The sequence below is a fragment of the Thalassospira lohafexi genome, assembly GCF_002844275.1.
GTDB classification, from domain to species: domain Bacteria; phylum Pseudomonadota; class Alphaproteobacteria; order Rhodospirillales; family Thalassospiraceae; genus Thalassospira; species Thalassospira lohafexi.
This window is the reverse complement of the sequence record NZ_NXGX01000003.1, coordinates 159,588-185,566: the sequence shown is the minus strand read 5'-3', so window position 1 is coordinate 185,566 and position 25,979 is coordinate 159,588. Positions and strand designations below refer to the sequence as shown.

The window sequence follows — 25,979 nt, the reverse complement described above, 5'->3', positions numbered from 1 at the left end:
TATATTGACCGCGCCACATCGCATGGCCCCATGCATCTCTGTTGTCCTATTTGACATTGGCCTTTTGAGCTAAATCGGCTAAGTCATGTCTGGTCCCGTTTGATGATTGTGGGCCGACGCCCCCATCAAACCCCGCAGGAGGACACCCAGCATGGCCCAGAGCATTTCCCCCAAAGACCGTATCTTTTGCGCGATTGATACAACCGATCTTGATCATGCGATTGATCTGGCCTCAAAGCTTTCGGGCGTGATTGGCGGGGCAAAGCTCGGCAAGGAATTCTTTGCCGCCCACGGGCCACAGGGTGTGCAGGCTGTTGCCAAAGTGGGCATGCCGATCTTTTTGGATGTGAAATATCATGACATCCCCAATACGGTGGCGGGTGCAATTCGGGCGGTAACGCCGATGGGGCTTAAAATTGTCAATGTCCATGCCGCAGGCGGGATTGAGATGATGAAACGTGCTGGCGAAGCCGCGCGTGAAACAGCGGCGAAGGCCGGTGTAGATGCCCCATGGGTGATTGCGGTGACAATCCTGACCAGCATGGATCAGCACGATCTTGACGATGTCGGGCTCAAAGGGCCGATTGACGAGCGTGTCGTCAAGCTGGCCGAACTCACTCAAAAATCCGGGCTGGACGGGGTTGTCTGTTCGGCACGTGAAATCACTTCTGTACGTGCGGCCTGTGGCCCTGACTTCAAGCTGATTACACCGGGTATTCGTCCGGCCTGGGCCGCAAGTAACGATCAGAAGCGCGTTGTCACCCCGGCCGATGCGGTTGCCATGGGCAGTGACGTGCTGGTGATTGGCCGCCCGATCACCAAGGCCGATGATCCGGTTGATGCCGCACGTCGGATCGTTGCCGAGGTATCCTGAGACCTCTCAAAACTCAAATGCAGAAGGCCCGATGTCAAATCGGGCCTTTTTAATGAGCAGATGATCTGGTGGACCAATCGCCCATTAAGCAATTAACCCATTGCCGCCACTCCCACCACTCCCGCTCCCATACGACCTGCTGATTATGCTGCATAGCGCCATGCGATTTTCGCGATGGTCACATTGGGCGTAATTAGAGACAATTGAATCGTTTCAAGAAACCGTGCAAGATGGCTATCTCGCACTTGCACAAAACGCGATGGGCGCTCCAGGCCATCACGTTTCACTGGATATTCAGACATGGCTGCTGCTTCTGCCCGTTGGGGTTTGCTCGGGAACTTCCCGATTCTTGCGCTTGCGCTTGCGTCTTTTGGCATCGGGACCACCGAATTTGTCATCATGGGACTTCTACCCGACGTCGCACGTGATCTTGCTGTCAGCATTCCAGATGCCGGGTTGCTGGTGACGGGCTATGCGCTGGGTGTGACATTTGGCGCGCCGTTTCTGGCGATTGCAACGGCACGCATGGACAGGCGCCGGGCGCTGTTGCTGCTGATTGGGATCTTTATCGTTGGTAATTTGCTGTGTGCGATCGCGCCAGATTACTGGTTGCTGATGGCCGCCCGCGTGATCACCGCCTTTTGCCACGGGGCCTTCTTTGGCCTTGGCGCGGTCGTCGCATCAAACCTTGTATCGCCGCAAAAGCGCGTACAGGCCATCGCCCTGATGTTTTCGGGTTTAACCCTTGCCAACGTGCTGGGTGTTCCGTTTGGAACCGCACTGGGTCAGGAACTTGGCTGGCGGTCGACTTTCTGGGCGGTTGTTGGCATTGGCGTGTTTGCCGCCATTGCGCTTTATTTTGCCCTGCCGCGCAAAATTGCCGCCTCAACCGGCAGTCTTCTGGCCGAGGCAAAATCGCTTGGTAAGCCACAAGTCCTGTTTGCCATGCTGATCAGTGTTTTGTCGGCTGCCAGCTTGTTCAGTGTCTTTACCTATATCACCCCGATGCTCAACGAAGTTACCGGCCTTGCTCCGCGTCAAGTGACCTACGTCCTGTTGTTGTTCGGGGTGGGGCTGACGGTGGGCAACTATGTCGGCGGACGTTTGGGTGACTGGCGTCTGATGCCGGCCATTATCATTGCCTTTGTCATGCTGATTGGTGTTCTGGCTGTCTTTAGCGAAACCCTGACCTCCTTCGTTCCGGCTGTTATCACGGTGATGGTGTGGGGTATTGTTGCCTTTGCGCTGGTCTCCCCACTTCAGATGCGCGTGGTAAGCGAGGCCTCCGATGCGCCTAATTTGGCCTCTACTCTTAATCAGGGTGCTTTTAATCTGGGCAATGCTGGTGGGGCTTGGTTTGGCGGATTGGCGATCACGCACGGGGTTTCCTATCAACACCTCCCATGGCTTGGTGCGGTGATTGCGGTGCTGGCCTTGATGTTTGCCATCTGGAGCCATCTGCTTGACCGTCGCGCCGAAGTCTTTGTCGAAAGTGGTGCAAGCGCCTGATTCCGAGATTATTTAAAACAAAACCCGTCAGCCTGTTGGTTGACGGGTTTTTCATTGGGGCAGTGCCAAGGATCATCCGATCCACAGATACACCTGATCCCATGTTTGGCTAAGTGTCGGGCCATATTGATCAATGATCAGTTTGATCGAAATCGCGATAGAGGTGACAACAAGCAGCGGACGCACAAGGCGCGCACCGACCTTCATCACCATGTGCGATCCGATCTGTGCACCAATCAACGCACCAACTGCCATCACCAGACCAATGACCCAGACGACTTCACCCCCGGCAATGAACATGACAAGGGACGCAAAGTTCGATGTAAAGTTCAGGACCTTGGTGTGCGCGGTGGCCTTGGTCATGTTGAAACCAAGCAAGGCGACAAAGGCGATGGAAAAGAACGACCCCGTACCCGGCCCAAAGAACCCATCGTAAAATCCGATACCAAATCCGGCCGTAAAGGCAAAGGCACCTTTGCTGATCATTTGGTGCGCATCTATGTCCCCGACACGTGGGGAGAACAGGAAATAAAGCGCAATCAGGATCAAGAGACCCGGCAGGATCGTCATCAGAATGCCGGGATCAAGCATCTGAACCAGAACGGTGCCCAGGGCCGACCCGGCAAAGGTCAGTGCAATCGCCAGCACCATATCACGCGGATCGACATGGCCTTTGCGAATGAAGCTAACCGATGCGGAAAAGCTGCCAAAGCTTCCTTGCAGTTTGTTGGTCGCAAGCGCCTGTGCCGGAGTTATCCCCGCCCAAAGCAGGGCCGGGATGGTAATCAACCCGCCACCACCGGCAATCGAATCGACAAATCCGGCAAGTGCTGCGACGGCAAACATGATCAAGAGAAGGTCGAAACCAAATTCCATCGTTTGAAATTCCATATTGTGGGGCGGCGGTCAGGAGAGCCTGACGGACATTATGTTAAAGTCAGTGTGAATAATCCGCGCCATCATAAGAGCTTTGGCACCGGCGTCTATTGTAAGAATGACGCGCGTTCTGGTGCGAGGGTCTTGATGTTGCAAAACCACACGCTGACGCAGCTTGCCAATCATTGGACCGGCATCTAGATATGGTATCCGCTTTGTTAAAGATTGAGGACGCAGATGCCCGAATTGCCAGAGGTCGAAACAGTTACACGAGGCCTGACCCCCGTGATGGAAGGCCATGTTATTGACCATGTGGTGCAACGTCGGCCCAATCTGCGGTTCCCCTTCCCGGAAAACTTCGTCGACCGGATGGCCGGGCGCAAGGTGGATCAGCTGACCCGTCGGGCGAAATATATTCTGGGCTATCTTGATGACGGACAGGTTTTACTGATCCATCTGGGCATGTCCGGACGCATGACGATCCATGATGACCGGACTGCCGCGGTGCCTGCACCTGAAAAACACGATCATGTTGATTTTGTTATGCAAGGTGGTGCGGTCGTACGCTTTACCGATCCAAGGCGCTTTGGCGTGATTACCCTGATTGCCGCTGATGAGGTGACCAGTCATAAAATGCTGGCGGGCATTGGGCCTGAGCCCCTTGGTAATGCGTTTAACTCGGCGGTCTTGGCGGCCGGGATCGCCAAGCGGGCCAGCCCGATCAAAACCGTGTTGCTGGATCAGAAGCTGGTGGCGGGGCTTGGCAATATATATGTCTGCGAAGCCCTGTTCCGGTCGGGCATTGCGCCGAACCGTTTGGCAAAGGACCTCAAGCTTGCGGAAATCGACCGTCTGTACCGTGAAATCAGACTTGTGCTTGAAGATGCTATTCTTGCGGGCGGATCAAGCCTGAAGGATCATCGTCAGGCCAATGGCGAGCTTGGCTATTTTCAGCATAATTTCCGGGTGTATGGCCGCGAAGGCGATGGTTGCAACGCGCCGGAGTGTGACAGCACCATCGAACGCATGGTGCAGGCCGGACGTTCAACATTCTTCTGCCCGACCTGTCAGCGATAACATCCTGTCAGACGGCACATCGTTCTCCCTCTTGCGTACCCCGCCCAAATATATCGGATGGGTGTGCTGGTTTCTTTGCTGGTTCACCTGAAATATACCCATCCATACAGACGTCCGGTTGCGGTCTGCCGTTAAAATCGGTAAAACAGTATCAAAATATGGTTTCAAGCGAATCGGCCCCGAAAAATGCGGGCCTTGATTGCGACAAAAGGATCTTAAGGCATGACATACGAAAACATCATCGCGGAGAAAAAGGGCAATGTCGGGCTGATCACCCTCAACCGTCCCAAGGCGCTGAATGCGCTGTGCGCGGCCTTGATCGACGATATCGGCGCTGCACTTGATGATTTCGAATCCGATGACAACATCCGTGCCATCGTCATTACCGGATCGGACCGGGCCTTTGCCGCCGGTGCCGACATTAAGGAAATGGCTGATTACGACTATATGGATGTCTATAAAAACGACTTCATCACCAAAGGCTGGACTCGTGTTGCAAGCTGTCGCAAGCCGACCATTGCGGCGGTTGCCGGATTCGCACTCGGCGGTGGCTGCGAAATGGCCATGATGTGCGACATCATGCTGGCGGCCGATACCGCAAAGTTCGGTCAGCCGGAAATCACCATTGGCACCATTCCCGGTGCGGGTGGGACGCAGCGTCTGACACGTGCGGTTGGCAAAGCCAAGGCCATGGAAATGTGCCTGACCGGGCGGATGATGGATGCCGAGGAAGCCGAACGTGCCGGATTGGTGGCGCGAATCGTTCCGGCCGACTCGCTGATGGATGAAGCCATGCAATTGGCCGAAAAAATCGCCTCCTTCTCGGGGCCGGTATCGATGAAGGTCAAGGAATCGGTCAACAAGGCCTATGAAATGACCCTGACCGAAGGGCTGATGTTCGAACGGCGTGAGTTCCATTCGACCTTCGCGCTTGAAGATCGCGCAGAAGGCATGAAAGCCTTTGTGGAAAAGAGAAAAGCTGATTTCAAGCACCGTTGATTGTGCCGGGATCGTTATAAGTTGACCCCTGATTCCACGGCTGCATATCTGTATTGCAGCCCCAAAGACTCCTAAGCCGCAGAAAATGAGGCGCTAGGACGGTATCGGGGGTTGACGAGGGGTGCGCCCGGCGCTATAAGCCGCGCTCCGAATTACGTAACATTTGTTTGAAGAGACAGGTTCGCAATGGCTCACCATAAATCGGCCAAGAAGCGCATTCGCCGCAACGCCGCCCGTGCAATCGTTAACGGTGCACGTATCGGCCGTATTCGTACCTACGTTAAGAAGGTCGAAGCTGCGCTGAACGTTGGCGACAAAGATGCTGCTCTGGCTGCGATGCAAATCGCTGAGCCGGAAATGGCGCGTGGCGCACAGCTTGGCGTTCTGCATAAGAACACCGCTGCTCGCAAGGTTTCGCGTCTGACTGCACGCATTAAAGCGCTTTAATTTATCCCTTACGGGATGGCGAGTCGAAGGCCGCACCTCTGGTGCGGCCTTTTCGCTGCCCGGATTTCGGTGAATCACCTTTTGTTCCATGATTCCGCTTGCGCAAAAAACCGCAGGAATCAAGGGCCGTTTTGGTCCCGAAATCCTTTTAACGTTCTGTTAAAGATCGCCTTGCCTGATGTGGGTCGCATCAGTACAGTGTTGCGACTTCGCAGGCCGCGCAAAGCGGTCCGTGACGAAGAACCAAAAAACAAAAGGCGCGAGTACGCTTCCAGGATAGTGCGGAAGACCAGCGTGTTGATCACAAACGTGATGAACGCGGTGCAGTACTGTTTTGTCTTTTGCAGTCTTGTTGGTGTTGAAATTGGGATAGCGGGGAAAGGTTCTAACAGTGCAGCACGCCGCAAGGGGAACGCAATCAGCTCTCGGACAGACCAGTGGGGGGATGTCGGGTGAGCAGCAGGCAGCACCAGACGATCATGCGGTAGCAACATGGCAAGTCATTCGTGAAAAGCTGCGCGCCGAATTTGGCGCAACGGCGTATCGCTATTGGCTTGAGCCTGTTGCCCTGATCGGTGTTGAAGCCGGTGTGGCCCGGTTGGGCGCGCCGACCCGGGCCATGCGTGATTGGGTGACGCAGCACTATCTGGACCGTATTCAGGCCTTCTGGCACGCCGAAGACCCCAATGTTCATTTCATCGAAATCAACATTGTCTCTGTGGCCAATGCCGGGGCTGCGGGCGCGCGTCGCACATCTGATGCGACCGAAACCCGTCCGGCGCAAAATGCGTCTTATCGCGACTCGCAAAATTCCCGGACCAGCAGTGCGGCCAATACCGCGCAGCAGCCCGCCCATCCGCAAAAGTCAAATGGCCGCACGGCAATTGCCAGCATGTCAGATGACGGCATTTCAGCAGCCCTTGATCCGCGCTACACCTTTGATAATTTCGTCATCGGCAAGCCAAATGAGTTTGCCTACGCCGCAGCGCGCCGCTTGGCCGAGGCCGAATCGGTGCCGTTCAACCCGCTGTTTTTGTATGGCGGGGTTGGTCTTGGTAAAACCCACCTGATGCATGCGATTGCCTGGCATATCCGCCGGACACAGCCGCACCGCACAGTGATCTACCTGTCGGCCGAAAAGTTCATGTATCGCTTTATCCGCGCGTTGCGTGACAAAAACACCGTTGATTTCAAAGACCAGTTCCGCTCGGTCGATGTTCTGATGGTCGATGATGTTCAGTTCATCTCGGGCAAGGACTCGACCCAGGAAGAATTCTTCCACACCTTCAATGCGCTGGTGGATCAGGGGCGTCAGATCATTGTGTCTGCCGACAAGTCACCATCTGATCTTGAAGATATCGAAGAGCGCCTGCGCTCGCGTCTTGGATCGGGCCTTGTGGCCGACATCCATGCGACCACTTATGAGCTGCGTCTGGGGATTCTCGAATCCAAGGCGGAACGTCAGGCGGTTGAGCTGCCCCAGCGCGTCATGGAATTCCTGGCCCATAAAATTACGGCCAACGTCCGTGAGCTTGAAGGCGCACTTAACCGCGTGATTGCCCATTCCCAGTTGGTCGGTCGCGAGATCAGCCTTGAGATGGTTCAGGATATTCTCCATGACGTCCTGCGCGCATCCGAGCGCCGGGTGTCGATTGAGGAAATTCAAAAGCGCGTCGCCGAACAGTTCAACATCAAGGTATCGGACATGCATTCGGCCCGCCGTGCCCGTGCGGTTGCACGTCCACGTCAGGTGGCCATGTATCTGTCCAAGCAACTGACAACCCATTCACTGCCCGAAATCGGACGCAAGTTTGGCGGGCGCGATCACACGACCGTCATGCATGCGGTGCGCAAGATCGAAGAACTGCACACCACTGATCCGTCATTGTCAGAAGACATCGATCTTTTGCGGCGGATGCTCGAAGGGTGATCGCTGTTTGATATTTTTCATCAAGGCCGCCAAAAACAGGCGGCTTTTTTGTTGGGTTTTATGCAATGAATCCAATGGGTTTTCCGGCCTGAAATATATGCGAAAAACCGGGAGTCGCACGGTATGCGCTGGTTTGCGCGTTTTGGGTGTTTTTTGGGGTGTCGACTCCTTTTATTTGCTTGGGTTTAGGCCGTAAAAATCCTTCGATTTCCCGACATGCATGTTATAATGCCTCTTCCTCACCCGTAAGGGTGGGGGTCAGGTGAGAAAACCTATTAAAAATCAAGTTGTTAAACCAATACTGACAGACGGATAGGACGGGCATGAAGCTGACCATCGAACGCGCGGCTCTGTTGAAATCGCTGACCCATGTTCAAAGTGTGGTCGAACGCCGCAACACCATTCCGATTCTGTCCAATATTTTGCTGCGGGCAGAGAACGACCAGCTTTCCCTGACCGCCACGGATATGGACCTTGAGGTCGTTGAAACAACGACCGCGGAAGTTGCTGAAGCTGGCGCGACGACCACGCCCGCACATACCCTGTATGAAATCGTCCGCAAGCTGCCGGAAGGCTCGCAAGTGCAAATCTCGCTTGAGCCGGGTGCAGGTCGTTTGACCCTGTCGGCCGGTCGGTCGAAATTTAATCTCGCTGTGCTGCCGGTCGATGACTTCCCGGTCATGTCGGGTGGCGATCTGCCGGTCAGCTTTGGCCTGGCTGCTGCGGAACTGCGCGGCCTGATTGATCGTGCCGAATTTGCGATCTCGACCGAAGAAACCCGCTATTACCTCAACGGGATTTATTTCCACGCCACCGACGCCGAAGGGACGAAAATCCTGCGTGCGGTTGCGACCGATGGTCACCGTCTGGCGCGTGTCGAGGCACCGCTTCCTGATGGGGCGGAAAACATGCCCGGTGTCATCGTTCCACGCAAAACCATTGGGGAATTGCGTAAACTGATTGATGAAACCGGCGAGGCAGTTGATATCGCCATGTCTGATACCAAAATCCGTTTTGGTTTCGGTAAGGCGATTTTGACCTCCAAGCTGATCGATGGGACCTTCCCCGATTACGAGCGTGTCATTCCGTCGGGCAATGACAAGACGCTTGATATCGAATGCAAGGGCTTTGCCGATGCGGTAGACCGTGTTTCGGCGATCTCGATTGAAAAATCGCGCGCGGTCAAAGTTGTTCTTTCGGGCACGACTCTGACGCTTTCGGCATCAAGCCCGGAACATGGGACTGCGTCCGAGGAACTTGAAATCAATTATGACGCCGAGGATATCGAAATCGGCTTTAACTCGCGCTATTTGCTCGACATCGCAAAACAGGTCAAGGGCGATACGCTCAACCTTCTGATGTCGGACGGATCGTCGCCGACCATCCTTCGCGATACCGATGACCTTTCGGCATTGTATGTTCTTATGCCGATGCGTGTTTGACGGTAAGCGCACAACACAGTGGCTGTTCTTGCCAATAACCTCATGCCAAGAGACGGTGCGTCGATGACAAACCGTCTCGCAGTTTCCCGCATCCAGCTGAGCGAATTTCGCTGTTACGAAAGCTTGCGGCTATCGTTAAACAGCACGCCGGTTGTGTTGACGGGACCAAATGGGGCGGGCAAGACCAACTTGCTTGAGGCGGTGTCGCTGTTGTCGCCAGGCGGTGGTTTGCGCCGCGCCAAACTGGGTGAAATTGCGCGGAACTTTCCCGCAAACCCGGATGGTGAAACCCGCGCTTGGGCCGTCTCGGCCGATCTGGAAACGCCAGATGGTGCCTTTCAGGTCGGAAGTGGCCTTGACCCGGCAGCCCTTGCACAGGGACGTGAACGCCGGGCGGTTCGCATTGACGGTGAAACAAAACGCGGTCAGGCATCCTTGGGTCGGGTCTGTGCCGCTGTGTGGTTAACGCCGCAAATGGATCGTTTGTTTCTGGACGGACCATCGGCACGGCGGCGGTTTCTGGATCGACTGGTCTATGGCCTTGATCCAGAACACAGCAGCCGGGTTGCCGCCTACGAGCATAGCCTGCGCAGTCGCGCAAAGCTGCTTAAGGAAGGCAAGGGCGATGATAAATGGCTGGCCTCTATCGAAGACTCGATGGTGCGCCACGGAATCGCCGTTGCCGTCGCCAGAGCCGACCTTCTGGCGCGTTTAAGCCGGGCGGGGACCATGGCGGTCGGACCGTTTCCTGCGGCGCGCATGGCGCTGGCGGGGGATCTTGAAAGCTGGCTGGAAAATCTTCCGGCGGTTGAGGTCGAAGACAAAATGCGGGCGGCATTGCGCGACGGACGGTCACGTGATGGAGCCTATGGCGGGGCGATTGTTGGCCCGCAACGCAGTGATCTTCTGGTGTGGCACGATGCAAAGGGCCAGTCAGCCGATCAATGTTCCACCGGGGAACAAAAAGCGTTGTTGTTGGCGATCATCATGGCCAATACCCGCCTGCAGACAAAAGCACGCGGGGCTGGCCCGCTGCTGTTACTTGACGAGGTGGTTGCGCATCTGGATGCAGAACGCCGCAAACACCTGTTTGATGAAATCGTGGCGCTTGGCGTCCAAGCCTGGATGACAGGTACGGACCGGGCGCTGTTTGAAGGTTTGGACGGTCGTGCGCAATTTTTCCGCGTGGAAGATGCCACACTGACCCTAGAAACCACTCCGTGAATGCCGAGGTTGTTGACGCTATGACCAACGAAACAGAAGCCCCGAATACTGCCGAAGTCGTGCAGGAGTACGGTGCAGAATCGATCAAGGTTCTCAAAGGCCTTGAAGCGGTGCGTAAACGCCCGGGCATGTATATCGGTGACACCGATGACGGAACCGGTTTGCATCACATGATCTATGAAGTCGTCGATAACGCGATTGACGAAGCCTTGGGCGGGTATTGTGATACCGTCTGGGTACAGCTCAATGGTGACGGCTCGGCGACCATCCGCGATAACGGTCGTGGTATCCCGACCGACATGCATAAAGAAGAAGGCGTCTCCGCGGCCGAGGTCATCATGACCCAGCTTCACGCCGGCGGTAAGTTTGACCAAAACTCCTATAAGGTTTCCGGTGGTTTGCACGGGGTGGGCGTTTCCGTTGTCAACGCGCTGTCGACCCTTTTGAAATTGCGCGTCTGGCGCAATGGCAAAGAACACTACATGGAATTTTCCGGTGGCGATGCGATCAAGCCTTTGGAAGTTGTCGGCGATGCGCCGCTGACCGAAGACGGCAAACCGCTTTCCGGGACCGAGGTAACGTTCTATCCAGATGGTGAAATTTTCACCATGACGGATTTTGATCTCCCGACCCTTGAGCACCGTTTGCGCGAATTGGCGTTCCTGAACTCTGGCGTGATCCTGACGCTTCGTGATGAACGAAGCGGCGAGCCGGTCGAACAAAAGCTGCATTACGAAGGCGGTATTCGGGCGTTTGTCGAATATCTTGATCGCAATAAAACCCGTCAGATCGAAGAAGCCATTGTCATTGTCGGCGAAAAAGACGGCATCACCGTCGAAGTGGCGTTGCAGTGGAACGACAGCTATCACGAAACCACGCTGTGCTTTACCAACAACATCCCGCAGCGTGACGGTGGGGCGCATATGGCCGGTTTCCGTGCGGCTCTGACCCGTCAGATCAATTCCTATGCGCAGGAAAGTGGTATTGCCAAAAAGGAAAAGGTCAATCTGTCGGGCGATGATGCGCGCGAAGGGCTGTCCTGTGTGATTTCGGTCAAGGTTCCTGATCCGAAATTCTCGTCGCAGACCAAAGACAAACTGGTGTCATCCGAAGTCCGCCCGGTTGTTGAAAACATCGTCAATGACAAGCTCGCTCAGTGGCTTGAAGAACACCCGCAAGATGCGCGCAAGATCGTCGGCAAGGTGGTTGAGGCCGCATCCGCACGTGAAGCCGCCCGTAAGGCGCGTGAGCTGACGCGGCGTAAGGGTGCGCTTGATATTTCGTCACTGCCGGGCAAACTTGCCGATTGTCAGGAACGCGATGCGTCCAAAGCCGAACTGTTCATCGTGGAGGGTGATTCCGCAGGTGGCTCGGCCAAACAGGGCCGTGAACGTGGTTTCCAGGCGATTTTGCCGCTGCGTGGTAAAATCCTTAACGTTGAACGTGCGCGTTTCGACAAAATGCTTTCAAGTCAGGAAATCGGTACCCTGATTACTGCGATGGGGACGGGGATCGGGCGCGATGACTTCAACATTGAAAAAGCCCGCTACCACAAAATCATCATCATGACCGATGCTGACGTCGATGGCGCGCATATCCGAACCCTGCTGTTGACCTTCTTCTATCGTCAAATGCCTGAACTGATCGAACGTGGCTATCTCTATATCGCACAGCCACCACTTTATCGCGCCAAGCGCGGTAACTCGGTCCAGTACCTTAAGGGCGACCGGGAAATGGAACAGTACCTGACCGCACAGGGTACCGAAGAAGCCGTTCTGACCCTGACCGGTGGTGTGCAGGTTGCCGGTCCTGATCTGGTGCGGGTGGTCGAACTGGCGCGCAAAGCCAAGTCGCTGCTTGAACCGCTGTCGCTTAAACTGCCGATTTCGGTTCTGGAGCAGGCAACACTTGCAGGCGCACTCAACCCGGCCTTGCTTGATGACGATGCCAAGCGCCGCGAAGCCGCAGAAACGCTGGCCAAGCATCTTGATAGCCTCGAAGAAGATTATGATCGCGGCTGGCACGGCGAAGCTCCGCAGGACGAAATCGTTCTGTGGCGTATGTTGCGCGGTGTTGAGCAGCGCCACGTGATTGATGGCAATATTCTACGGTCCGTCGAAGCCCGCGCCCTTGCCGGTATTCTGGGCGAATTGCGTGAACTCTTTGAAAAGGGTGCCGAATTCGTTGCCAAGGACAAAAGCTGGAAAATCAACGGTCCGGTCGATCTGGTCAACGCGGTGATGGAATTTGGCCGTCGTGGCATTTCTGTACAGCGCTATAAAGGTCTGGGCGAAATGAACCCCGATCAGCTTTGGGAAACCACGCTCGACCCGAATGTCCGTTCGCTTTTGCAGGTCAAAGTCAATCACGCCGATGAGGCCGAAGAAGTCTTCTCGACCTTGATGGGCGATGTGGTTGAACCACGCCGTGACTTTATTCAGTCGAATGCACTTAAGGTTGCCAACCTCGACGTGTAACGTCAGGCCGTCTTGTGAATTGACGCATAAAACTGGAAACGGGTCGGCAAAAGCTGGCCCGTTTTTTGGTATGTGTGACGAAGATTTCGAGCTCAACAATCTCGTGCACATCGGGACTGTCTAATGGGGTCGATGTTACGGTCGTGATTTATCGGTCTGTTATCTTTGGGTCAGCCAAGTGCGCAGTTCTTTGTCTGCCGCAGCCAAGCCTTCGCGGTTGATGATTTTTCTGGCAATGGCGCTTGAGACCGCACGCGCGCGTTTGTTGAGTACAATGTCCTGATGGTTTTGATCAAGGGCCTCGACATCAAGTTTGCTGTAAAGCGACAGCAGCCGGTTCTGAACGGTGCGCAGTGATAATTTTCGCCGTGTCGCAATGGCCTTGTCGGGAAGGCCGAGTGCGATATCAAGCAGGATGATATATTCAAACTCGGTCAGGGTATTGCGTGACCGCATCTGCTGGTTCTGTATCTGGTGCACTTCGCGGTCAACAACGATTTGTCCCTCAATCAGGACGGACCGCAAGGCGAGATGCATTCTTTCCTGTGACGCTGTTTTCAGCACATACCCATAAGCCGCTTGATTGGGAACAATCTGGGCAATGCCGCGTAAATAGGCCTCGTCCGAGTAGTTCGACCAAAAAAGAATACGGGTGTCCGGCCGCCGGGCCCAGATCGTTCTGGCGGCATCAATCCCGTTATGTTCCTTCATGCGCAGATCCATCACGATGGCCGTCGTTCCGGACTGCTGTGCAAGGACTTCGGCTTCTTTACCATCCCGCGCAATCAGGATTTCCTTGAGTTCCGGCAGGGCATTTTCGACAATTTCCTTTAGGAAATCGGCATGCATCTTGTCGTCTTCAACCAGCAAAATCTTCATGTTCGGCCCTTTCGGCTTCTTGTGCTGTTTGAGGCAGCTTTACGGTTATTCGCGTCCCATCTTCGGTACTGTGTTCAAACTTTGCACCTATAAGGTGCGCGCGGGTTTTCATATGGGCGAAACCACTGCCGGGTTTTCCTGTGCGGGTCTGGAATTGGCCATTGTCGCAAATCTCGATTTTCAAATCTCCGCGCGGATCCTGACACGACGCAACAACCGAAATATGCGTTGCTCCTGAATGGAGTACGGCATTATTGATGGCTTCCTGACATATCCGGAAAATGGCAATTCGGGTGGTTTCGGGTAATGCGTCGACCTTTCCGCCTGTCTGGTCTTCGACGTCAAACTGTGGCGTGCAATCGCGGCTGACGGCCCGCTCCATATGGGTCAGTACCGCATGCTGAAAACCAAAAAGTTCAAGGATTGTCGGGATCGATGTGTCGATGATGTCGCGCAAGTCCTGGATCATGTTCTGTATCTGCTGCTGCAGGCGATGATGCTGCACAGTTGTCAGGCCCGGGCGGATATCGCGTGCGATGCGCGTCAAATCGGCCAGTGTCTGATCATGCAGATCCATCCCGATCCGTTGACGTTCAGCTTCGAGCGCATCAGTTAAGCTCAGCGCCCCAAGCCTTAACCCTTCCTCGCGCGCCAAAATTCGAGCCCGAAATACCGCTTCTGTGTTGGCCTTTTCATTGGCCCGCAACGCATAAAAATAAGGTGCCAGCATATCGGCCAGAATGCGGACCTGCTCGACATGACGTTCGTCATAGAAGTTTTCTTTTTTCGACGAACAATTAAGCGATCCGACAACTTCGCCCAGAACCTTCATCGCGACATTGACCCGGCTGCGAAATTCGTGATGCAGGATGGGGGCACTTTCCGCACCGGGGAAAACATACCGCGGATCATTAAGAGCATTGCCCGTCAGAAGGTGATCGGTTTTTCCCAAAAGAATATCACGCACCGGCGACTGCCTTACCAACGTTCTGGAGGTGCTCCAGGTTGTTTGAAGGCCGACTTCATAGGACGTGTTCCACGTCTTGTCTGTGTCCGTTAAGCAGATATCCAGATGATCAAATTCAATAATCTTGTCGATTTCGGCTTTCACGGACCCCAATGCGGTGTGGATATTTAGATTGCCTGCAAGAAGATTGGAAATGCGCAGATAATGGGCAAGATCCGACATGAATGTTTCCTCCGTCAGTCATCATATTGCGATAGGGCAGGACTGTCTTGCGGGAACCCGCAATATAGGGGGGTGGTCCCGCAGCATTGGTGCGGTGAGTGCTCTTTACGGTTTAAATGCAATAACCCAAAATCGCCTTTCTAAAGATAAAACAAATCAAATGTCGTTCAAAACGGCTCGTTCAAGTCACGACGTGGCGCAGTCACGTCAGGGAGGAAAAATGAAACTCAAGTCAATGCTTCTCGGCGCAGTTGCCGGGACCTTTGTGTTGGTCTCTGGTCAAGCAATGGCCGACACTTCTGAAAAAAAGATAGCTCTTTCAAATAACTACGCCGGTAACTCTTGGCGTCAAGCCATGCTGGAAAGCTGGGGAAAGGTTGCCTACATGGCAATCGAAGATGGTCACGTTGCCGCGGCTGATGCCTTCACCACATCGGAAAATCAGGCGACTGAACAGGCAGCCCAGATTCAGAACATGATTTTGCAGGGGTATGACGCAATTGTTGTAAACGCTGCATCGCCAACCGCAATCAATGGTGCGGTTAAAGAGGCCTGCGATGCTGGTATTACGGTTGTGTCCTTTGACGGTATCGTGACTGAACCATGTGCATGGCGTATTGCGGTCGACTTCAAACAAATGGGTCGCGATCAGGTCAAGTATCTTGCAGAACGCTACCCGGAAGGCGGCAATCTTCTTGAAATCCGTGGGCTTGCCGGGGTGTTTGTTGATGATGAAATCAGTGCTGGTATTCACGAAGAAGTTGCCAACACCGACTTCAAGATTGTTGGGTCCGTGCATGGTGACTGGGCACAGGATGTCGCGCAGAAGGCCGTTGCCGGTATTCTTCCCAGCCTTCCGGAAATCAAGGCTGTCGTAACGCAGGGTGGCGACGGATACGGTGCGGCTCAGGCGTTTGCCGCAGCAGACCGTCCGACCCCGACCATCGTTATGGGCAACCGTCGCGATGAACTGGACTGGTGGAAAGAACAGAAAGATGAAAATGGGTATGAAACCACATCTCTTTCCATTGCGCCGGGTGTCAGTACGCTGGCGTTCTGGGTTGCTCAGCAGGTTCTTGATGGCAACGAAGTCCCCAAAGACCTGACCGTGCCATTCCTGCGCGTAGATCAGGACACGCTCGAAGAGATTCTTGCTGAAACGCCGGTTGGCTCGGTTGCCAATGTGGAATACTCGCTCGATGACGCGAAAAGCCTGATTGAATCTGCGAAGTAAGGCGATAGGATCATGGTGGAAAACCAGAAAATGATCGGCACCCAAAAGGTGCCGATCATTACTCTTGCCGATGTCGGGGTGTCCTTTGGCGCGGTCAAGGCCCTCAACGATGTTGAATTGACCATCCTGCCGGGCGAATGCGTTGGGGTGGTCGGCCATAACGGTGCGGGTAAATCGACACTGGTAAACGTCATTAATGGCCGTTTATCGTCAACGCGCGGCGACGTCAGTTATGACGGCGAGCAAAGTGCGGCAGATTTTCGCAATGCCCTGCTGGCCAGAAATGCCGGAATACGCAGTGTGTTTCAGGAACTCTCGCTCTGTCCAAACCTCACTGTTCTGGAGAACTATCGCATTCCCTACCGCAACATGCCGAGGCGGGCCTGGCGGCGAAATGCTGCGTCTGCCGTACGGGCATCGCTGGATGCGGTTTTTCCGGGAAACGCGATTGATCCGTATAGCGTGGTTGACGACTTGCCGATTGCCGACCGCCAGATGGTGGAAATTGCCATTGCGTTTTCGAGGCGCGATATCGACGCGCGGTTGGTGATCCTTGATGAGCCGACATCGTCCCTTGATGGCGCGATTGCCGATCAGTTGCTTGCCTATATCAAGAAGTTCTGTGCCGACGGTGGAGCCATCATTTTTATCTCCCACATGATGGGTGAAATCTTTGATGTCGCCAGCCGCATTGTTGTGATGAAAGACGGTTTCATCACCCAAGACAACGACGCGCGGCATTTTACCCGCGATGGCCTTGTCGATGCGATGGGCCATGTCGTGCCAGACACAGCAGAAGTTACCGGAGCCAAAAGACGACAGGAATTCGGACCGGAAGTTCTGCGCATGGAAAACGGTCTGAATGCACGTCAGGGCGAAGTTGTTGGACTGGCCGGACTGGCCGGTCATGGACAGGCAGAAGCTTTGGCGCAGTGTTTCTTGGACCGCACATCGGACTGGTCTGCGTCACGTGATCCCGCCGTCGTCTTTGTTGCTGGCGACAGAAGCCGTGATGGTGTCATGCCCCTGTGGTCGATCATGCGAAACCTGAGTTTGCAAACGTTGGTCGAGTTCAGTCGAACGTTCCTTGTCGACCGCAAAGCGGAACGGAAAGTTGCCGACGAATGGCACCGTAAGATCGGCATAAAAACAGATGATCTTGAAAACCCGATTTTGTCCCTGTCTGGCGGTAATCAGCAAAAAGTACTGTTTTCCAGGGCGTTGGCTTCATCGGCCCCGATTGTCGTCATGGATGACCCAATGCGTGGTGTTGATGTTGGTACCAAGAAGGAAGTTTACCGCATGATCCGTGCCGAAGCTGAAAAAGGACGAACATTCCTGTGGTATTCGACCGAAACCGACGAAATTCTCGAATGTGATCGCGTTTTTGTCTTTCGTGACAGCGAAATTGCCGCCGAACTGCAAGGCGATCAAATCACAGAAGAAAACATGCTGCGCGCATCGTTTGAAATGCAGGAGGCCGGTCAATGAGCCGCGATCATTTGCGCATTCTATTACCGGTCTTGTCGCTGGCAATTCTGTTGGCAGCCGTTTTCTATATGCAGCCACGCGCCATGAGCTATTTCGGGCTTAATCTTCTGTTTAATCTCGCTGTTCCGGTTGTTTTGGCAACGATTGCCCAAATGATGATCCTGATGGTCAATGACATTGATTTGTCCATCGGCACGTTTGTCAGTTTCTGCGCCTGTATCACGGCGACCTTCGTACAAACCGATCCCGTGGTCGGCTACGCGATCCTGTTTGGTGCGATCCTTGTCTATGCCGCGATGGGCGCCATCATCTATGCGCGCGGCTTGCCCGCAATCGTTGTGACACTTGGCATGTCGTTTTTCTGGTCGGGCATGGCCGTCCTTGTTCTGCCGTCCCCGGGGGGATCGGCACCCGACTGGTTACGCGCACTCATGACGGCAAAGACGCCATTCCTGCCTGTGGCAATCATTGCGCCGATCGTGATTGCGGCGATCATGCATTACTTCGTCAAACGTTCGGCACTGGGTGTTTTGTTGCGCGGCGTTGGCGGAAATGAACAGGCGATTGAACGCTCCGGCTGGTCGGTTATGGGGCTTAAGGCATTTGCTTACGGCGTGGCGGCACTTTTCTGTGTGTTGTCGGGCATGGCGCTTGTCGGCCTTGCGACATCGGCGGACGCCAATATTGCATTGCGTTACACGCTGCTATCGATTGCCGGTGTGATTTTGGGCGGTGGTGAATTCACCGGCGGGCGGGTATCGCCTGTTGGGGCGGTTATCGGTGCGCTTACCCTTACACTGGCGGCCAGTTTCCTGTCATTCCTGCATCTTTCGCCCGATTGGCAAATCGGTGCGCAGGGGGCAATCCTGATCATCGTTTTGGCTGTGCGTCTTGTCTTTACCCGACGGGAGGCACTGATATGAGCATGTTGAACAAAACCGGCGAGACACAGCATGAAAAGCGCGGTGCGCGTTACCTGCTGGGTATGATGTCGCGAAAAGCCTGGATCTGGGCCTATATCGCGGCAGGGGCGACCTATATTGCAACGCTGATGGTTGTTTCAAGCAGCGGCGGGGCGGGCGCCTTGCTTTATGCCGCATTCACCTTTGCTTCCTTTGCCGTCATTGTTGGCGTCGGGCAAATGTTTGTTGTGACACTTGGGCCGGGCAATGTGGATCTTTCGATCCCGGCAAGCATGACCCTTGCTGCGACCTTATCGTTGAAATTCATGGCAACAGATGGGGCGCTGGTTGTTCCGGGTCTTGCGATTGCAATCGGGGTTGGTCTGGGATGCGGGCTGTTTAACTTTTCCCTGATCATGTTGCTGCGTATTCCGCCGATCATTGCAACATTGTCGTCGTCCTTCCTGTTCCAGTCACTGGCGATCTGGTCAAACCGCGGTTTGCGGATCAAACCGCCAGAGGTTCTTGCCGATTTTTCAACCGGTGGGACGTTTGGTATTCCCAATGCTGCATGGGTTGCGTTGCTGGTGTCTGTTCTGGCCTGGTGCGTTCTGGAAAAGGCGATTGCAGGGCGGTGGATATTGGCAACCGGGCAAAACAAACGTGCAGCACGCCTTGGCGGTGTGCCGGTTAATGCCGTGCGTTTCGGGGTCTATGTGAGTTGTGCCGTTCTGGCGGGTGTGGCCGGGTTCATGCTGGCCAGTTTCTCTGGCGGGGCGAACCTGAACATGGGAACGGAATATATGCTGATGTCGATTGCCGTGGTTGTCATTGGCGGGTCGTCGATTGCCGGGGGGAATTCAAATGTTCCGGGCATCTGGGCGGCAGCATTGTTCATGTTTTTGATTGTATCGATGCTCAATTCCTATGGGCTTGGTGCCGGGGTTCGCTTGATGCTGACCGGGTTGATTATTGTGTCTGTGGTCGTACTGGCCAGTAAGCGGGGGCGTCGGGTATGAATGGGCCATATGAAATTATCGATCGGCGTTTTTGTGATCTTATTCTGGCAAATGTCGCATTGCGCCGGATTTCGACCGGGCACCTCTGGACCGAAGGACCTGTGTGGTTCGCAGCACATCAGTGCCTGTTGTTTTCCGACATTCCCAATCAGAAAATTTATCGCTGGATGTGTGACGGTAGCGTCAATGTTTTCCGCGACAGTTCAAACTTTGCCAACGGCAATACCCAGGATCGGCAAGGGCGCCTGATCACCTGTCAGCATGGGACGCGATCCGTCACCCGGACCGAACATAATGGTAAAATCATCACGTTGGCAGATCAGTTTGACGGTAAGCCGCTCAACGCACCAAATGACGTAGTGGTCAAATCTGACGGGTCGATTTGGTTTACCGATCCGACATACGGCATTCTTTCTGATTACGAGGGCCATAAATCCACGCCCGAACAAAGCCATCGCAACGTTTTCCGTCTTGACCCTGAAACGGGCGAACTATGGCAGGCCACAACGGAGTTTACCCAGCCAAACGGCCTGGCGTTTTCGCAAGATGAGAAGCTGCTTTACGTTGCCGAATCAGGATCAAGTCACGATGACAGCGTGCCGTCGGTCATCCGTGTTTACGATGTCGATGCCAACAACATGCTTGAAAATGGTCGTGTTTTTACAACGATTGATAAGGGTATCCCGGACGGGTTTCGTGTCGATTGTCATGGCAATGTTTGGTCTTCCGCAGCAGATGGCGTGCACTGCTTTGATGCGGGCGGTGAACTGCTTGGTAAAATTCTGGTCCCGGAAACCGTATCCAATCTGAGCTTTGGTGGCCCACGTGGCAACGAGTTGCTGATTACCGCAACAACAAGTGTTTATGCCATTCACGTCAACAGTGCGGCCGCGACCCCATGAGATGTTTGTTTCTTGCGCAAAAACCCGGCGATCCAAATTCCCGAACCGGGTTGAAGTCGCGCAGGAATGAAATACGAACATCTTAAAGAAGAGTGCCTGACCTCCCTCGGGCACTCTTCGTTTTCTCCAGATATAAATGCACCCATATTTATCATTTATTTCAAAGGACTAACCGGACGTGGCGTGAAAATCGGTGGAACGCGGAATTGCCATTCGTGAATGGGCATACTGATACGATCCGGGCGGGGTCATGGGCAGGCGTCGTGCAAAGTTCCATAAGAGACAAAGGAGAGATCATATGCGTAATAAACCGGTTATCGGCTTTATCGGCCTTGGTCTTATGGGGCATGGCATGGCCAAAAACATCCTCGAGGGCGGTTATGAATTGTGGGTGCGCGGGCGTTCGAACCGCACCCCCATCGAAGACCTTGTGTCGATGGGCGCGAAAGAGGCGATCAACCCGAAACAGTTGGCCGAAGTGTGTGACATCATCCATATCTGCCTTTCAAACGCGCCCCAGATTGAAGTGATCATGCGGTCACAATACGGTATTCTGGCGGGTGCGAAACCGGGCCTGATTGTTGTCGATACCTCGACCTCGGATCCTGACATGACCAAACGGCTCGCCGCCCAATTGCGTGCAAAGGGCGGCCATTTTGTCGATGCCCCGATGGCGGGCACACCCGCTAAGGCCGAAGCCGGTCAATTGAGCACGATGCTTGGCTGTGACAGGGATGTTCTGCCACATATCCGGCCTGTCATCGCATGCTGGGCAGAAACCATCACGCGCATCGGCGAGACTGGCGAAGGTCACAAGATGAAACTTCTGATGAATTTCATCAACCTGTCCTATGCCGACCTCTTTTCCGAAGCGACGTCCCTTGGTGCCAAGGTCGGAATCGCACCGGAAAAACTGCGAGAAGTCATTTCATCAAGCCATATCGGGCAACAGGTTCTTTGACACCTTCCGGCTGGCGCGGCATAGCACGCGTGCGGCATTGATCTGATCAAGCGCGTGCAGCAAAGACCAGCACTTTGTGAGTGGCTTCAAGATTCAATTCATTCTCTCGTCAGCAGTGCGCCATGTGTCTGAATTACTCTTGCAGACAGGGCTTGCCCATGTCGGATGGCATCTGTGGTGTCTTTGCCGTCAAACCGTGCGGCCAAAAATGCGGCGTTGAACGAGTCACCCGCCCCGGTGGCATCAACCACGTTTGAAACCGGCGGAGTTTCAAGACATGCCACGTGGTCATCCTTTAGAAAAGTGCACGGCTCCTTACCATTCTTGACCACGACCTCGGCGACGCCAAGATCACGGTAGCGCATGACTGTTTCTTCCGGGGTACGATCTTCAAACAGTGCCGCCTCGTCATCGAAGCTGGGTAGGATCACGTCTGTGATCGCCGCAACCTCAGACAGGGCCTTTTTACATGCTTGCTGATCTTCCCAAAGTGCCGGTCGGATATTGGGATCAAATGCAATCTGGGTTTGTGTCGGCTGTTGTCGGAGCAAATCAATCAATGCCGCGCGCCGGTCCTCGCTTAGAATTGCAAGCGTAATGCCCGACAAATAGATGACATCAGCATCGTGAAATGCTGCCGTGAGCATCGAGATATCGTCAACCATCTTTCGCGCCGCAGAATTCTCACGCCAATAGGTAAAAACCCGGTCACCGTTTTCCTGATCAATCAGATACAGGCCCGGACGTTCCCCCGGCAGGCGCTGGATGGCACTAACGTCAATCCGCGCATCGGAAATGAACTTTGAAATCTGGTCTGAATATCGATCCACGCCAAGGGCGGTGGCATAACGAACCTGCCAGTCGCGATCATTCGTCGCGTTACGGAAATGCCAGGCTGTATTAAGAGTATCGCCCGCGATGCCCATTTTCCAATGACCATCGGTGCCGCCCGACATCTCAATCATGCACTCGCCAACGGCGACAAATCGTTTCAGTGTCATATGGCAAGCTCACGCTTGAGTGCCGCATCCGCACCCTCTGACATCAATAGGGACAGTCGCGCGATCACAGCACTGCGCCATACCCCATCGTCTTGCAACTGTTGGGGCATCCATCCCGGCAAATGCGCCAGTTTTTCATAAATGACTGCCGGGTCCTGATGATCGCCCAAGGCACTGATAATTTCATCGGCACGCGGATCATTGAGCTGTTGGGCAACCTCGCTGGTTTTGTCCGCGTTAATGCGGTGATGCATGACGGCCAACCACGCGGCAAAACAAAGCGCGAATGTGCCCAGCCGGGTGCTTCCCGGTGGCAGATCACAGGCCGGGGCAAAAATCCGCTGCGGAAGTTTTTCTGTGCCGTCCATCGCGATCTGGTTGGTTTCATGGGCAATTTCGCGATTGGCAAACCGGGCCACCAGATCCGCACCGTAATCGGAAAAATCAATCCCGGCCAAGGGTGGCATCGTCGACGCCGCATTTTCCATATGCAGCGTCACAAGACGCGAAAAGGCATCGCTTGCCATCGCGTCGCGCACATATCGGTATCCACCCAGTTGCCCCATATAGGCGATGAGCGAATGACTGCCATTAAGCATGCGAAGCTTCATGCGTTCATAGGGCTCAACATCGGCAACAAGGATCGCACCGCCTTCTTCCCATGCCGGCCTGCCATCGGAAAAGGCATCTTCAATCACCCATTGAGAGAACGGCTCGGTTTCAATTGCCGCAGGATCATCAAGGCCCGTCAAATGCTTGGCATCAGAACGGGTCGCCGCTGTTGCCGCCGGGGTGATCCGGTCGACCATGGTCTCGGGAAAAGAAACATTGTTCGTGATCCAGATCGCGAGATCCGGATCAAGGTGCTTGGCAAAATCAATCACACCCGCACGCAGCAAACGCCCGTTCGATGGAAGGTTATCGCACGACACAACTGTATAGGCCCGCACACCAGCGTCCTTGCGACGCTTTAGTCCGGCAACAAGCAAACCAAGAAGTCCGCAAGGCGTGTCAGGGTTGGCAAGATCATGTTTCACCGCAGGGTGTTCGGTCTGAACCGTCCCCGAGACGCGATCAATCCCATAAGCCTTTTCGGTTACCGTGATGGTCACGATCCGAATTGCCGGGTCGGCAAGCGCATCTAAAACCGGTGCGATATCCCGTGCGGCGGCAATTGCATGCGAAATGCTGGTAATTTTACGTGCTTTGGGGCCGTCCGGGTGGCGTTCGATCAGTGTAAAGGTGCCGTTTTGCGCATTTAAGGCATCAACAATATCCGTACTGCGCAAACTGACACCGATAATGCGCCAGTTACCCCCTTTGGCGGCCATGGCCACATCCGTATAAACCGCCTGATGGGCGCGATGAAATGCGCCAATACCGATATGCACGATACCGGCCTTGGTGGCATCGGCGGCATCGGCTGGATTGGGGTGTAAAGTCACATCAGAAGCATCAGAGGTGTTCATTTTTTAACCCCCAAGCCGATCAAGCCGTGCCGACAATGCCGTCATGACACCGCGCAGTTCGGCCAGTCCCTTAAGGCGTCCAATCGCCGGATAGCCCGGTTGTCCCTTGCGATTCAGATCGTCAAGGATGTCCTGACCATGATCTGGGCGTATGGGAATGTTCCAGTCGGATCGTCCGGCGGATTTGCGCAACGCTTCCTCGCGCAGGATCTGCTCAATCAGCGAAACCATGTCGGTATCGCCATCCAGATGTTCGGCTTCATAGAAGCTGCACGGCAGATTCTGGCCTTCGCGTTTGGTGTTCCGCAAATGAATGAAATGGACGCGCGACCCCCAGCGTTTCATCATACCGGGCAAATCATTACCCGGATGTACACCAAGTGATCCCGAACAAAGCGTGATGCCATTTTCGGGAACATCCACGGCCTGCATGACAAAGGCATAATCGGCCTCGGTCGACATGACCCGGGGCAGCCCCAAAAGCCCAAAGGGCGGGTCATCAGGATGGCAGCACATGCGAATGCCGACCTCACGTGCAACAGGAACGACTTCTTCAAGAAATGCGACCAGATTGGCACGAAGCGTATCGGCATCGATATCGGCATAGGTCTCAAGCAACGCGCGCAGATCATCAAGCGTCAGGTTTTCCACGGACCCCGGCAGGCCAAAGGCAACAGTGCGCTCCAGTTCAGCGCGCCGGTCTTCGGACATTGCATTAAACCGGGTTTTTGCCTCGGCAATGATTTCGGCAGGATAGTCATTTTCCGCACCCGCACGGCCAAGAATGCACAGGTCAAACGCGACAAAATCAACCAGATCGAATCGCATGCAGGTCGCCCCGTTTGACAGGCGCCAGTTCAGATGGGTACGTGTCCAGTCAAGGATGGGCATAAAGTTATAACAAACAATACTGATCCCGGAATCTGCCAGATTACGCAGACTTTGCTTATAGGCCTCAATATGGTCTCGCCATGGGCCGACCTGACGTTTGATCGATTCTGAAACCGGAAGACTTTCAACAACATCCCAGGTTAGGCCAGATGCAGAACCGTCTTTCATGGTCGCAATTTCTGAATGACGCTTGGCAATTTCGTCCGGAGTCCAGACCGCGTCACTGGGGATGTGATGAAGGGCGGATACCACGCCGTGCGCCCCCGCCTGACAAATATCGTCAATGCTGACCAAATCGTGCGGGCCGAACCATCTCCAGGTTTGTTTCATATGCTTCTCTCTGTGTTGGCGTGGTGTCTGCAATCGCGACTATAACTGCTTGGATGATATCACGACATAATTTTGTTGACTAGTATGGTAGTATGCATCATGAATCAGAAAGGCAAGGAGAGTTTGATGGGCGACCCTAAAGAAAACGACTGGGAAGTAACGAACGATCAGGCCGTTGGGCCGCAGATCCACCGCATTATCCGTGAACGGATTGTTTGTGCGGATTTGTTGCCCGGTGTGCGCCTGTCCGAAGCCGAACTTGCAAAACATTACAATGTTAGCCGCCAGCCCATCCGCGAAGCGTTCATCAAGCTTTCTGACGAAGGTCTTTTAGAGGTTCGCCCGCAACGCGGCACGTATGTCAGAAAAATCTCTGTCGCAGCTGTTCTTGACGCCCGCTTTGTCCGTGAGGCGGTCGAAGCCGATATCGCGCGCTTCGTCGCCCAAGAGCCGAACGACGTATTTTTGGGGCATCTTGAAAATCTGATCCGCGATCAGCGCAAAGCGATGAAAGGCGATGCGCGTGCTTTCTTGAAACTTGATCACGACTTCCATCGCAGCCTCGCAGAAGCAGCGGGAAAAACCTACGCCTGGAAGGTTGTTGAGGATGTCCGTGCCCAACTCGACCGCGTGCGTTACCTCAGCTACTTCCAGTTTCCGATGGAAGAAATCATTGATCAGCACGTCCAAATTGTTTCGGCCATCACATCGCGTGATCCCGAACAAGCCAGCGCAGCCATGCGTGAACACCTTCGTGAAATCTTGCATACGCTGCCTGATATTGCGCGCTCCAGAACGGAGCTCTTCGACGACGCCGACACGATTGCGTCGTCACCCTAAGGCATCACCAAACAGG

23 protein-coding genes are annotated in these 25,979 nt (G+C 54.4%); 16 read left to right on the top strand and 7 right to left on the bottom strand.

Annotated elements, in window-relative coordinates:
* The first annotated feature begins 151 nt into the window (after positions 1-151).
* On the top strand, positions 152-874 hold the full coding sequence (gene pyrF / locus COO92_RS07780) for an orotidine-5'-phosphate decarboxylase (protein WP_022733994.1): 723 nt from the start codon (positions 152-154) through the stop codon (positions 872-874).
* Between the two features lie 143 nt (positions 875-1,017).
* On the opposite strand, the gene COO92_RS22055 is transcribed toward pyrF, so the two are convergent.
* Complete coding sequence (locus COO92_RS22055) at positions 1,018-1,176, bottom strand: hypothetical protein (RefSeq protein WP_165792301.1); 159 nt, start codon at positions 1,174-1,176, stop codon at positions 1,018-1,020.
* Between COO92_RS22055 and COO92_RS07775 the strand changes: the two genes are divergently transcribed.
* Positions 1,175-2,383, top strand: coding sequence for an MFS transporter (locus COO92_RS07775; RefSeq protein WP_101301195.1), 1,209 nt, complete (start codon positions 1,175-1,177; stop codon positions 2,381-2,383). The two genes, COO92_RS22055 and COO92_RS07775, sit on opposite strands and share 2 nt — an antisense overlap.
* Positions 2,384-2,455: 72 nt before the next feature.
* On the opposite strand, the gene COO92_RS07770 is transcribed toward COO92_RS07775, so the two are convergent.
* The gene (locus COO92_RS07770) at positions 2,456-3,259 is read right to left on the bottom strand and encodes a TSUP family transporter (RefSeq protein WP_101301194.1); all 804 of its coding nucleotides are present in this window, start codon (positions 3,257-3,259) and stop codon (positions 2,456-2,458) included.
* A 237-nt stretch (positions 3,260-3,496) separates the two neighbouring features.
* Here COO92_RS07770 and mutM point away from each other — a divergent pair, with 237 nt between their 5' ends.
* From mutM to gyrB, 7 genes are all read left to right on the top strand, one after another.
* A complete protein-coding gene (mutM, locus tag COO92_RS07765) occupies positions 3,497-4,336 on the top strand; it encodes a bifunctional DNA-formamidopyrimidine glycosylase/DNA-(apurinic or apyrimidinic site) lyase (RefSeq protein WP_101301192.1) in 840 nt (279 codons plus the stop codon).
* Between the two features lie 222 nt (positions 4,337-4,558).
* Positions 4,559-5,335, top strand: a complete 777-nt coding sequence (locus COO92_RS07760) for an enoyl-CoA hydratase (RefSeq protein WP_101301190.1) — start codon at positions 4,559-4,561, stop codon at positions 5,333-5,335.
* Between the two features lie 186 nt (positions 5,336-5,521).
* The gene (rpsT, locus tag COO92_RS07755) at positions 5,522-5,782 is read left to right on the top strand and encodes a 30S ribosomal protein S20 (protein WP_101301188.1); all 261 of its coding nucleotides are present in this window, start codon (positions 5,522-5,524) and stop codon (positions 5,780-5,782) included.
* Between the two features lie 391 nt (positions 5,783-6,173).
* Complete coding sequence (dnaA, locus tag COO92_RS07750; RefSeq protein ID WP_101301186.1) at positions 6,174-7,712, top strand: chromosomal replication initiator protein DnaA; 1,539 nt, start codon at positions 6,174-6,176, stop codon at positions 7,710-7,712.
* Positions 7,713-8,035: 323 nt separating this feature from the next.
* Positions 8,036-9,154 (top strand): DNA polymerase III subunit beta, encoded by a 1,119-nt coding sequence (dnaN, locus tag COO92_RS07745; protein ID WP_101301184.1) that lies wholly within the window; start codon positions 8,036-8,038, stop codon positions 9,152-9,154.
* Positions 9,155-9,217: 63 nt separating this feature from the next.
* Positions 9,218-10,378 (top strand): DNA replication/repair protein RecF, encoded by a 1,161-nt coding sequence (gene recF, locus COO92_RS07740; RefSeq protein ID WP_101301182.1) that lies wholly within the window; start codon positions 9,218-9,220, stop codon positions 10,376-10,378.
* Between the two features lie 20 nt (positions 10,379-10,398).
* Complete coding sequence (gene gyrB / locus COO92_RS07735) at positions 10,399-12,855, top strand: DNA topoisomerase (ATP-hydrolyzing) subunit B (RefSeq protein ID WP_101301733.1); 2,457 nt, start codon at positions 10,399-10,401, stop codon at positions 12,853-12,855.
* A gap of 159 nt (positions 12,856-13,014) precedes the next feature.
* Here the strand turns inward: gyrB and COO92_RS07730 are convergent, their stop codons facing one another.
* Both COO92_RS07730 and COO92_RS07725 read right to left on the bottom strand, forming a co-directional pair.
* On the bottom strand, positions 13,015-13,734 hold the full coding sequence (locus tag COO92_RS07730) for a response regulator transcription factor (RefSeq protein ID WP_101301180.1): 720 nt from the start codon (positions 13,732-13,734) through the stop codon (positions 13,015-13,017).
* On the bottom strand, positions 13,715-14,923 hold the full coding sequence (locus COO92_RS07725) for a GAF domain-containing sensor histidine kinase (protein WP_101301178.1): 1,209 nt from the start codon (positions 14,921-14,923) through the stop codon (positions 13,715-13,717). Before COO92_RS07725 ends, COO92_RS07730 begins: the two co-directional genes overlap by 20 nt.
* 220 nt (positions 14,924-15,143) lie before the next feature.
* Between COO92_RS07725 and COO92_RS07720 the strand changes: the two genes are divergently transcribed.
* The 6 genes from COO92_RS07720 (at position 15,144) to COO92_RS07695 (ending at position 21,432) form a co-directional block, all read left to right on the top strand.
* Entirely contained in the window at positions 15,144-16,157 is a 1,014-nt protein-coding gene (locus COO92_RS07720; RefSeq protein ID WP_101301176.1) for an ABC transporter substrate-binding protein, read from the top strand.
* 12 nt (positions 16,158-16,169) lie between these two features.
* Positions 16,170-17,648 carry a sugar ABC transporter ATP-binding protein gene (locus tag COO92_RS07715; RefSeq protein WP_206186378.1) on the top strand — a complete coding sequence of 493 codons (1,479 nt, stop codon included), beginning with the start codon at positions 16,170-16,172 and terminating at the stop codon, positions 17,646-17,648.
* Entirely contained in the window at positions 17,645-18,571 is a 927-nt protein-coding gene (locus tag COO92_RS07710) for an ABC transporter permease (RefSeq protein WP_022733961.1), read from the top strand. Before COO92_RS07715 ends, COO92_RS07710 begins: the two co-directional genes overlap by 4 nt.
* Positions 18,568-19,569, top strand: coding sequence for an ABC transporter permease (locus COO92_RS07705; protein ID WP_206186377.1), 1,002 nt, complete (start codon positions 18,568-18,570; stop codon positions 19,567-19,569). Before COO92_RS07710 ends, COO92_RS07705 begins: the two co-directional genes overlap by 4 nt.
* Positions 19,566-20,471: an SMP-30/gluconolactonase/LRE family protein gene (locus COO92_RS07700; RefSeq protein WP_101301175.1), complete on the top strand. Its 906-nt coding sequence runs from the start codon at positions 19,566-19,568 to the stop codon at positions 20,469-20,471. Before COO92_RS07705 ends, COO92_RS07700 begins: the two co-directional genes overlap by 4 nt.
* A gap of 298 nt (positions 20,472-20,769) precedes the next feature.
* Positions 20,770-21,432: an NAD(P)-dependent oxidoreductase gene (locus COO92_RS07695; RefSeq protein WP_206186376.1), complete on the top strand. Its 663-nt coding sequence runs from the start codon at positions 20,770-20,772 to the stop codon at positions 21,430-21,432.
* A gap of 98 nt (positions 21,433-21,530) precedes the next feature.
* Here the strand turns inward: COO92_RS07695 and COO92_RS07690 are convergent, their stop codons facing one another.
* The 3 genes from COO92_RS07690 to uxuA are packed head-to-tail and all read right to left on the bottom strand — an operon-like array spanning position 21,531 to position 25,123.
* The gene (locus COO92_RS07690; protein WP_101301173.1) at positions 21,531-22,433 is read right to left on the bottom strand and encodes a sugar kinase; all 903 of its coding nucleotides are present in this window, start codon (positions 22,431-22,433) and stop codon (positions 21,531-21,533) included.
* Positions 22,430-23,902, bottom strand: a complete 1,473-nt coding sequence (locus COO92_RS07685) for a mannitol dehydrogenase family protein (protein WP_101301172.1) — start codon at positions 23,900-23,902, stop codon at positions 22,430-22,432. Before COO92_RS07685 ends, COO92_RS07690 begins: the two co-directional genes overlap by 4 nt.
* 3 nt (positions 23,903-23,905) lie before the next feature.
* Positions 23,906-25,123 (bottom strand): mannonate dehydratase, encoded by a 1,218-nt coding sequence (gene uxuA / locus COO92_RS07680; protein ID WP_101301170.1) that lies wholly within the window; start codon positions 25,121-25,123, stop codon positions 23,906-23,908.
* A 126-nt stretch (positions 25,124-25,249) separates the two neighbouring features.
* Here uxuA and COO92_RS07675 point away from each other — a divergent pair, with 126 nt between their 5' ends.
* The gene (locus COO92_RS07675) at positions 25,250-25,963 is read left to right on the top strand and encodes a GntR family transcriptional regulator (protein ID WP_101301168.1); all 714 of its coding nucleotides are present in this window, start codon (positions 25,250-25,252) and stop codon (positions 25,961-25,963) included.
* Positions 25,964-25,979: the final 16 nt, after the last annotated feature.

What these genes read in the sequence shown, in the direction of transcription:
- pyrF (WP_022733994.1), top strand. Translation starts at nt 152, where the DNA reads ATGGCCCAGAGCATTTCCCCCAAAGACCGTATCTTTTGCGCGATTGAT.
- COO92_RS07775 (WP_101301195.1), top strand. Translation starts at nt 1,175, where the DNA reads ATGGCTGCTGCTTCTGCCCGTTGGGGTTTGCTCGGGAACTTCCCGATT.
- COO92_RS22055 (WP_165792301.1), bottom strand. Translation starts at nt 1,176, where the DNA reads ATGTCTGAATATCCAGTGAAACGTGATGGCCTGGAGCGCCCATCGCGT.
- COO92_RS07770 (WP_101301194.1), bottom strand. Translation starts at nt 3,259, where the DNA reads ATGGAATTTGGTTTCGACCTTCTCTTGATCATGTTTGCCGTCGCAGCA.
- mutM (WP_101301192.1), top strand. Translation starts at nt 3,497, where the DNA reads ATGCCCGAATTGCCAGAGGTCGAAACAGTTACACGAGGCCTGACCCCC.
- COO92_RS07760 (WP_101301190.1), top strand. Translation starts at nt 4,559, where the DNA reads ATGACATACGAAAACATCATCGCGGAGAAAAAGGGCAATGTCGGGCTG.
- rpsT (WP_101301188.1), top strand. Translation starts at nt 5,522, where the DNA reads ATGGCTCACCATAAATCGGCCAAGAAGCGCATTCGCCGCAACGCCGCC.
- dnaN (WP_101301184.1), top strand. Translation starts at nt 8,036, where the DNA reads ATGAAGCTGACCATCGAACGCGCGGCTCTGTTGAAATCGCTGACCCAT.
- recF (WP_101301182.1), top strand. Translation starts at nt 9,218, where the DNA reads ATGACAAACCGTCTCGCAGTTTCCCGCATCCAGCTGAGCGAATTTCGC.
- gyrB (WP_101301733.1), top strand. Translation starts at nt 10,399, where the DNA reads ATGACCAACGAAACAGAAGCCCCGAATACTGCCGAAGTCGTGCAGGAG.
- COO92_RS07730 (WP_101301180.1), bottom strand. Translation starts at nt 13,734, where the DNA reads ATGAAGATTTTGCTGGTTGAAGACGACAAGATGCATGCCGATTTCCTA.
- COO92_RS07725 (WP_101301178.1), bottom strand. Translation starts at nt 14,923, where the DNA reads ATGTCGGATCTTGCCCATTATCTGCGCATTTCCAATCTTCTTGCAGGC.
- COO92_RS07720 (WP_101301176.1), top strand. Translation starts at nt 15,144, where the DNA reads ATGAAACTCAAGTCAATGCTTCTCGGCGCAGTTGCCGGGACCTTTGTG.
- COO92_RS07715 (WP_206186378.1), top strand. Translation starts at nt 16,170, where the DNA reads ATGGTGGAAAACCAGAAAATGATCGGCACCCAAAAGGTGCCGATCATT.
- COO92_RS07710 (WP_022733961.1), top strand. Translation starts at nt 17,645, where the DNA reads ATGAGCCGCGATCATTTGCGCATTCTATTACCGGTCTTGTCGCTGGCA.
- COO92_RS07705 (WP_206186377.1), top strand. Translation starts at nt 18,568, where the DNA reads ATGAGCATGTTGAACAAAACCGGCGAGACACAGCATGAAAAGCGCGGT.
- COO92_RS07700 (WP_101301175.1), top strand. Translation starts at nt 19,566, where the DNA reads ATGAATGGGCCATATGAAATTATCGATCGGCGTTTTTGTGATCTTATT.
- COO92_RS07695 (WP_206186376.1), top strand. Translation starts at nt 20,770, where the DNA reads ATGCGTAATAAACCGGTTATCGGCTTTATCGGCCTTGGTCTTATGGGG.
- COO92_RS07690 (WP_101301173.1), bottom strand. Translation starts at nt 22,433, where the DNA reads ATGACACTGAAACGATTTGTCGCCGTTGGCGAGTGCATGATTGAGATG.
- COO92_RS07685 (WP_101301172.1), bottom strand. Translation starts at nt 23,902, where the DNA reads ATGAACACCTCTGATGCTTCTGATGTGACTTTACACCCCAATCCAGCC.
- uxuA (WP_101301170.1), bottom strand. Translation starts at nt 25,123, where the DNA reads ATGAAACAAACCTGGAGATGGTTCGGCCCGCACGATTTGGTCAGCATT.
- COO92_RS07675 (WP_101301168.1), top strand. Translation starts at nt 25,250, where the DNA reads ATGGGCGACCCTAAAGAAAACGACTGGGAAGTAACGAACGATCAGGCC.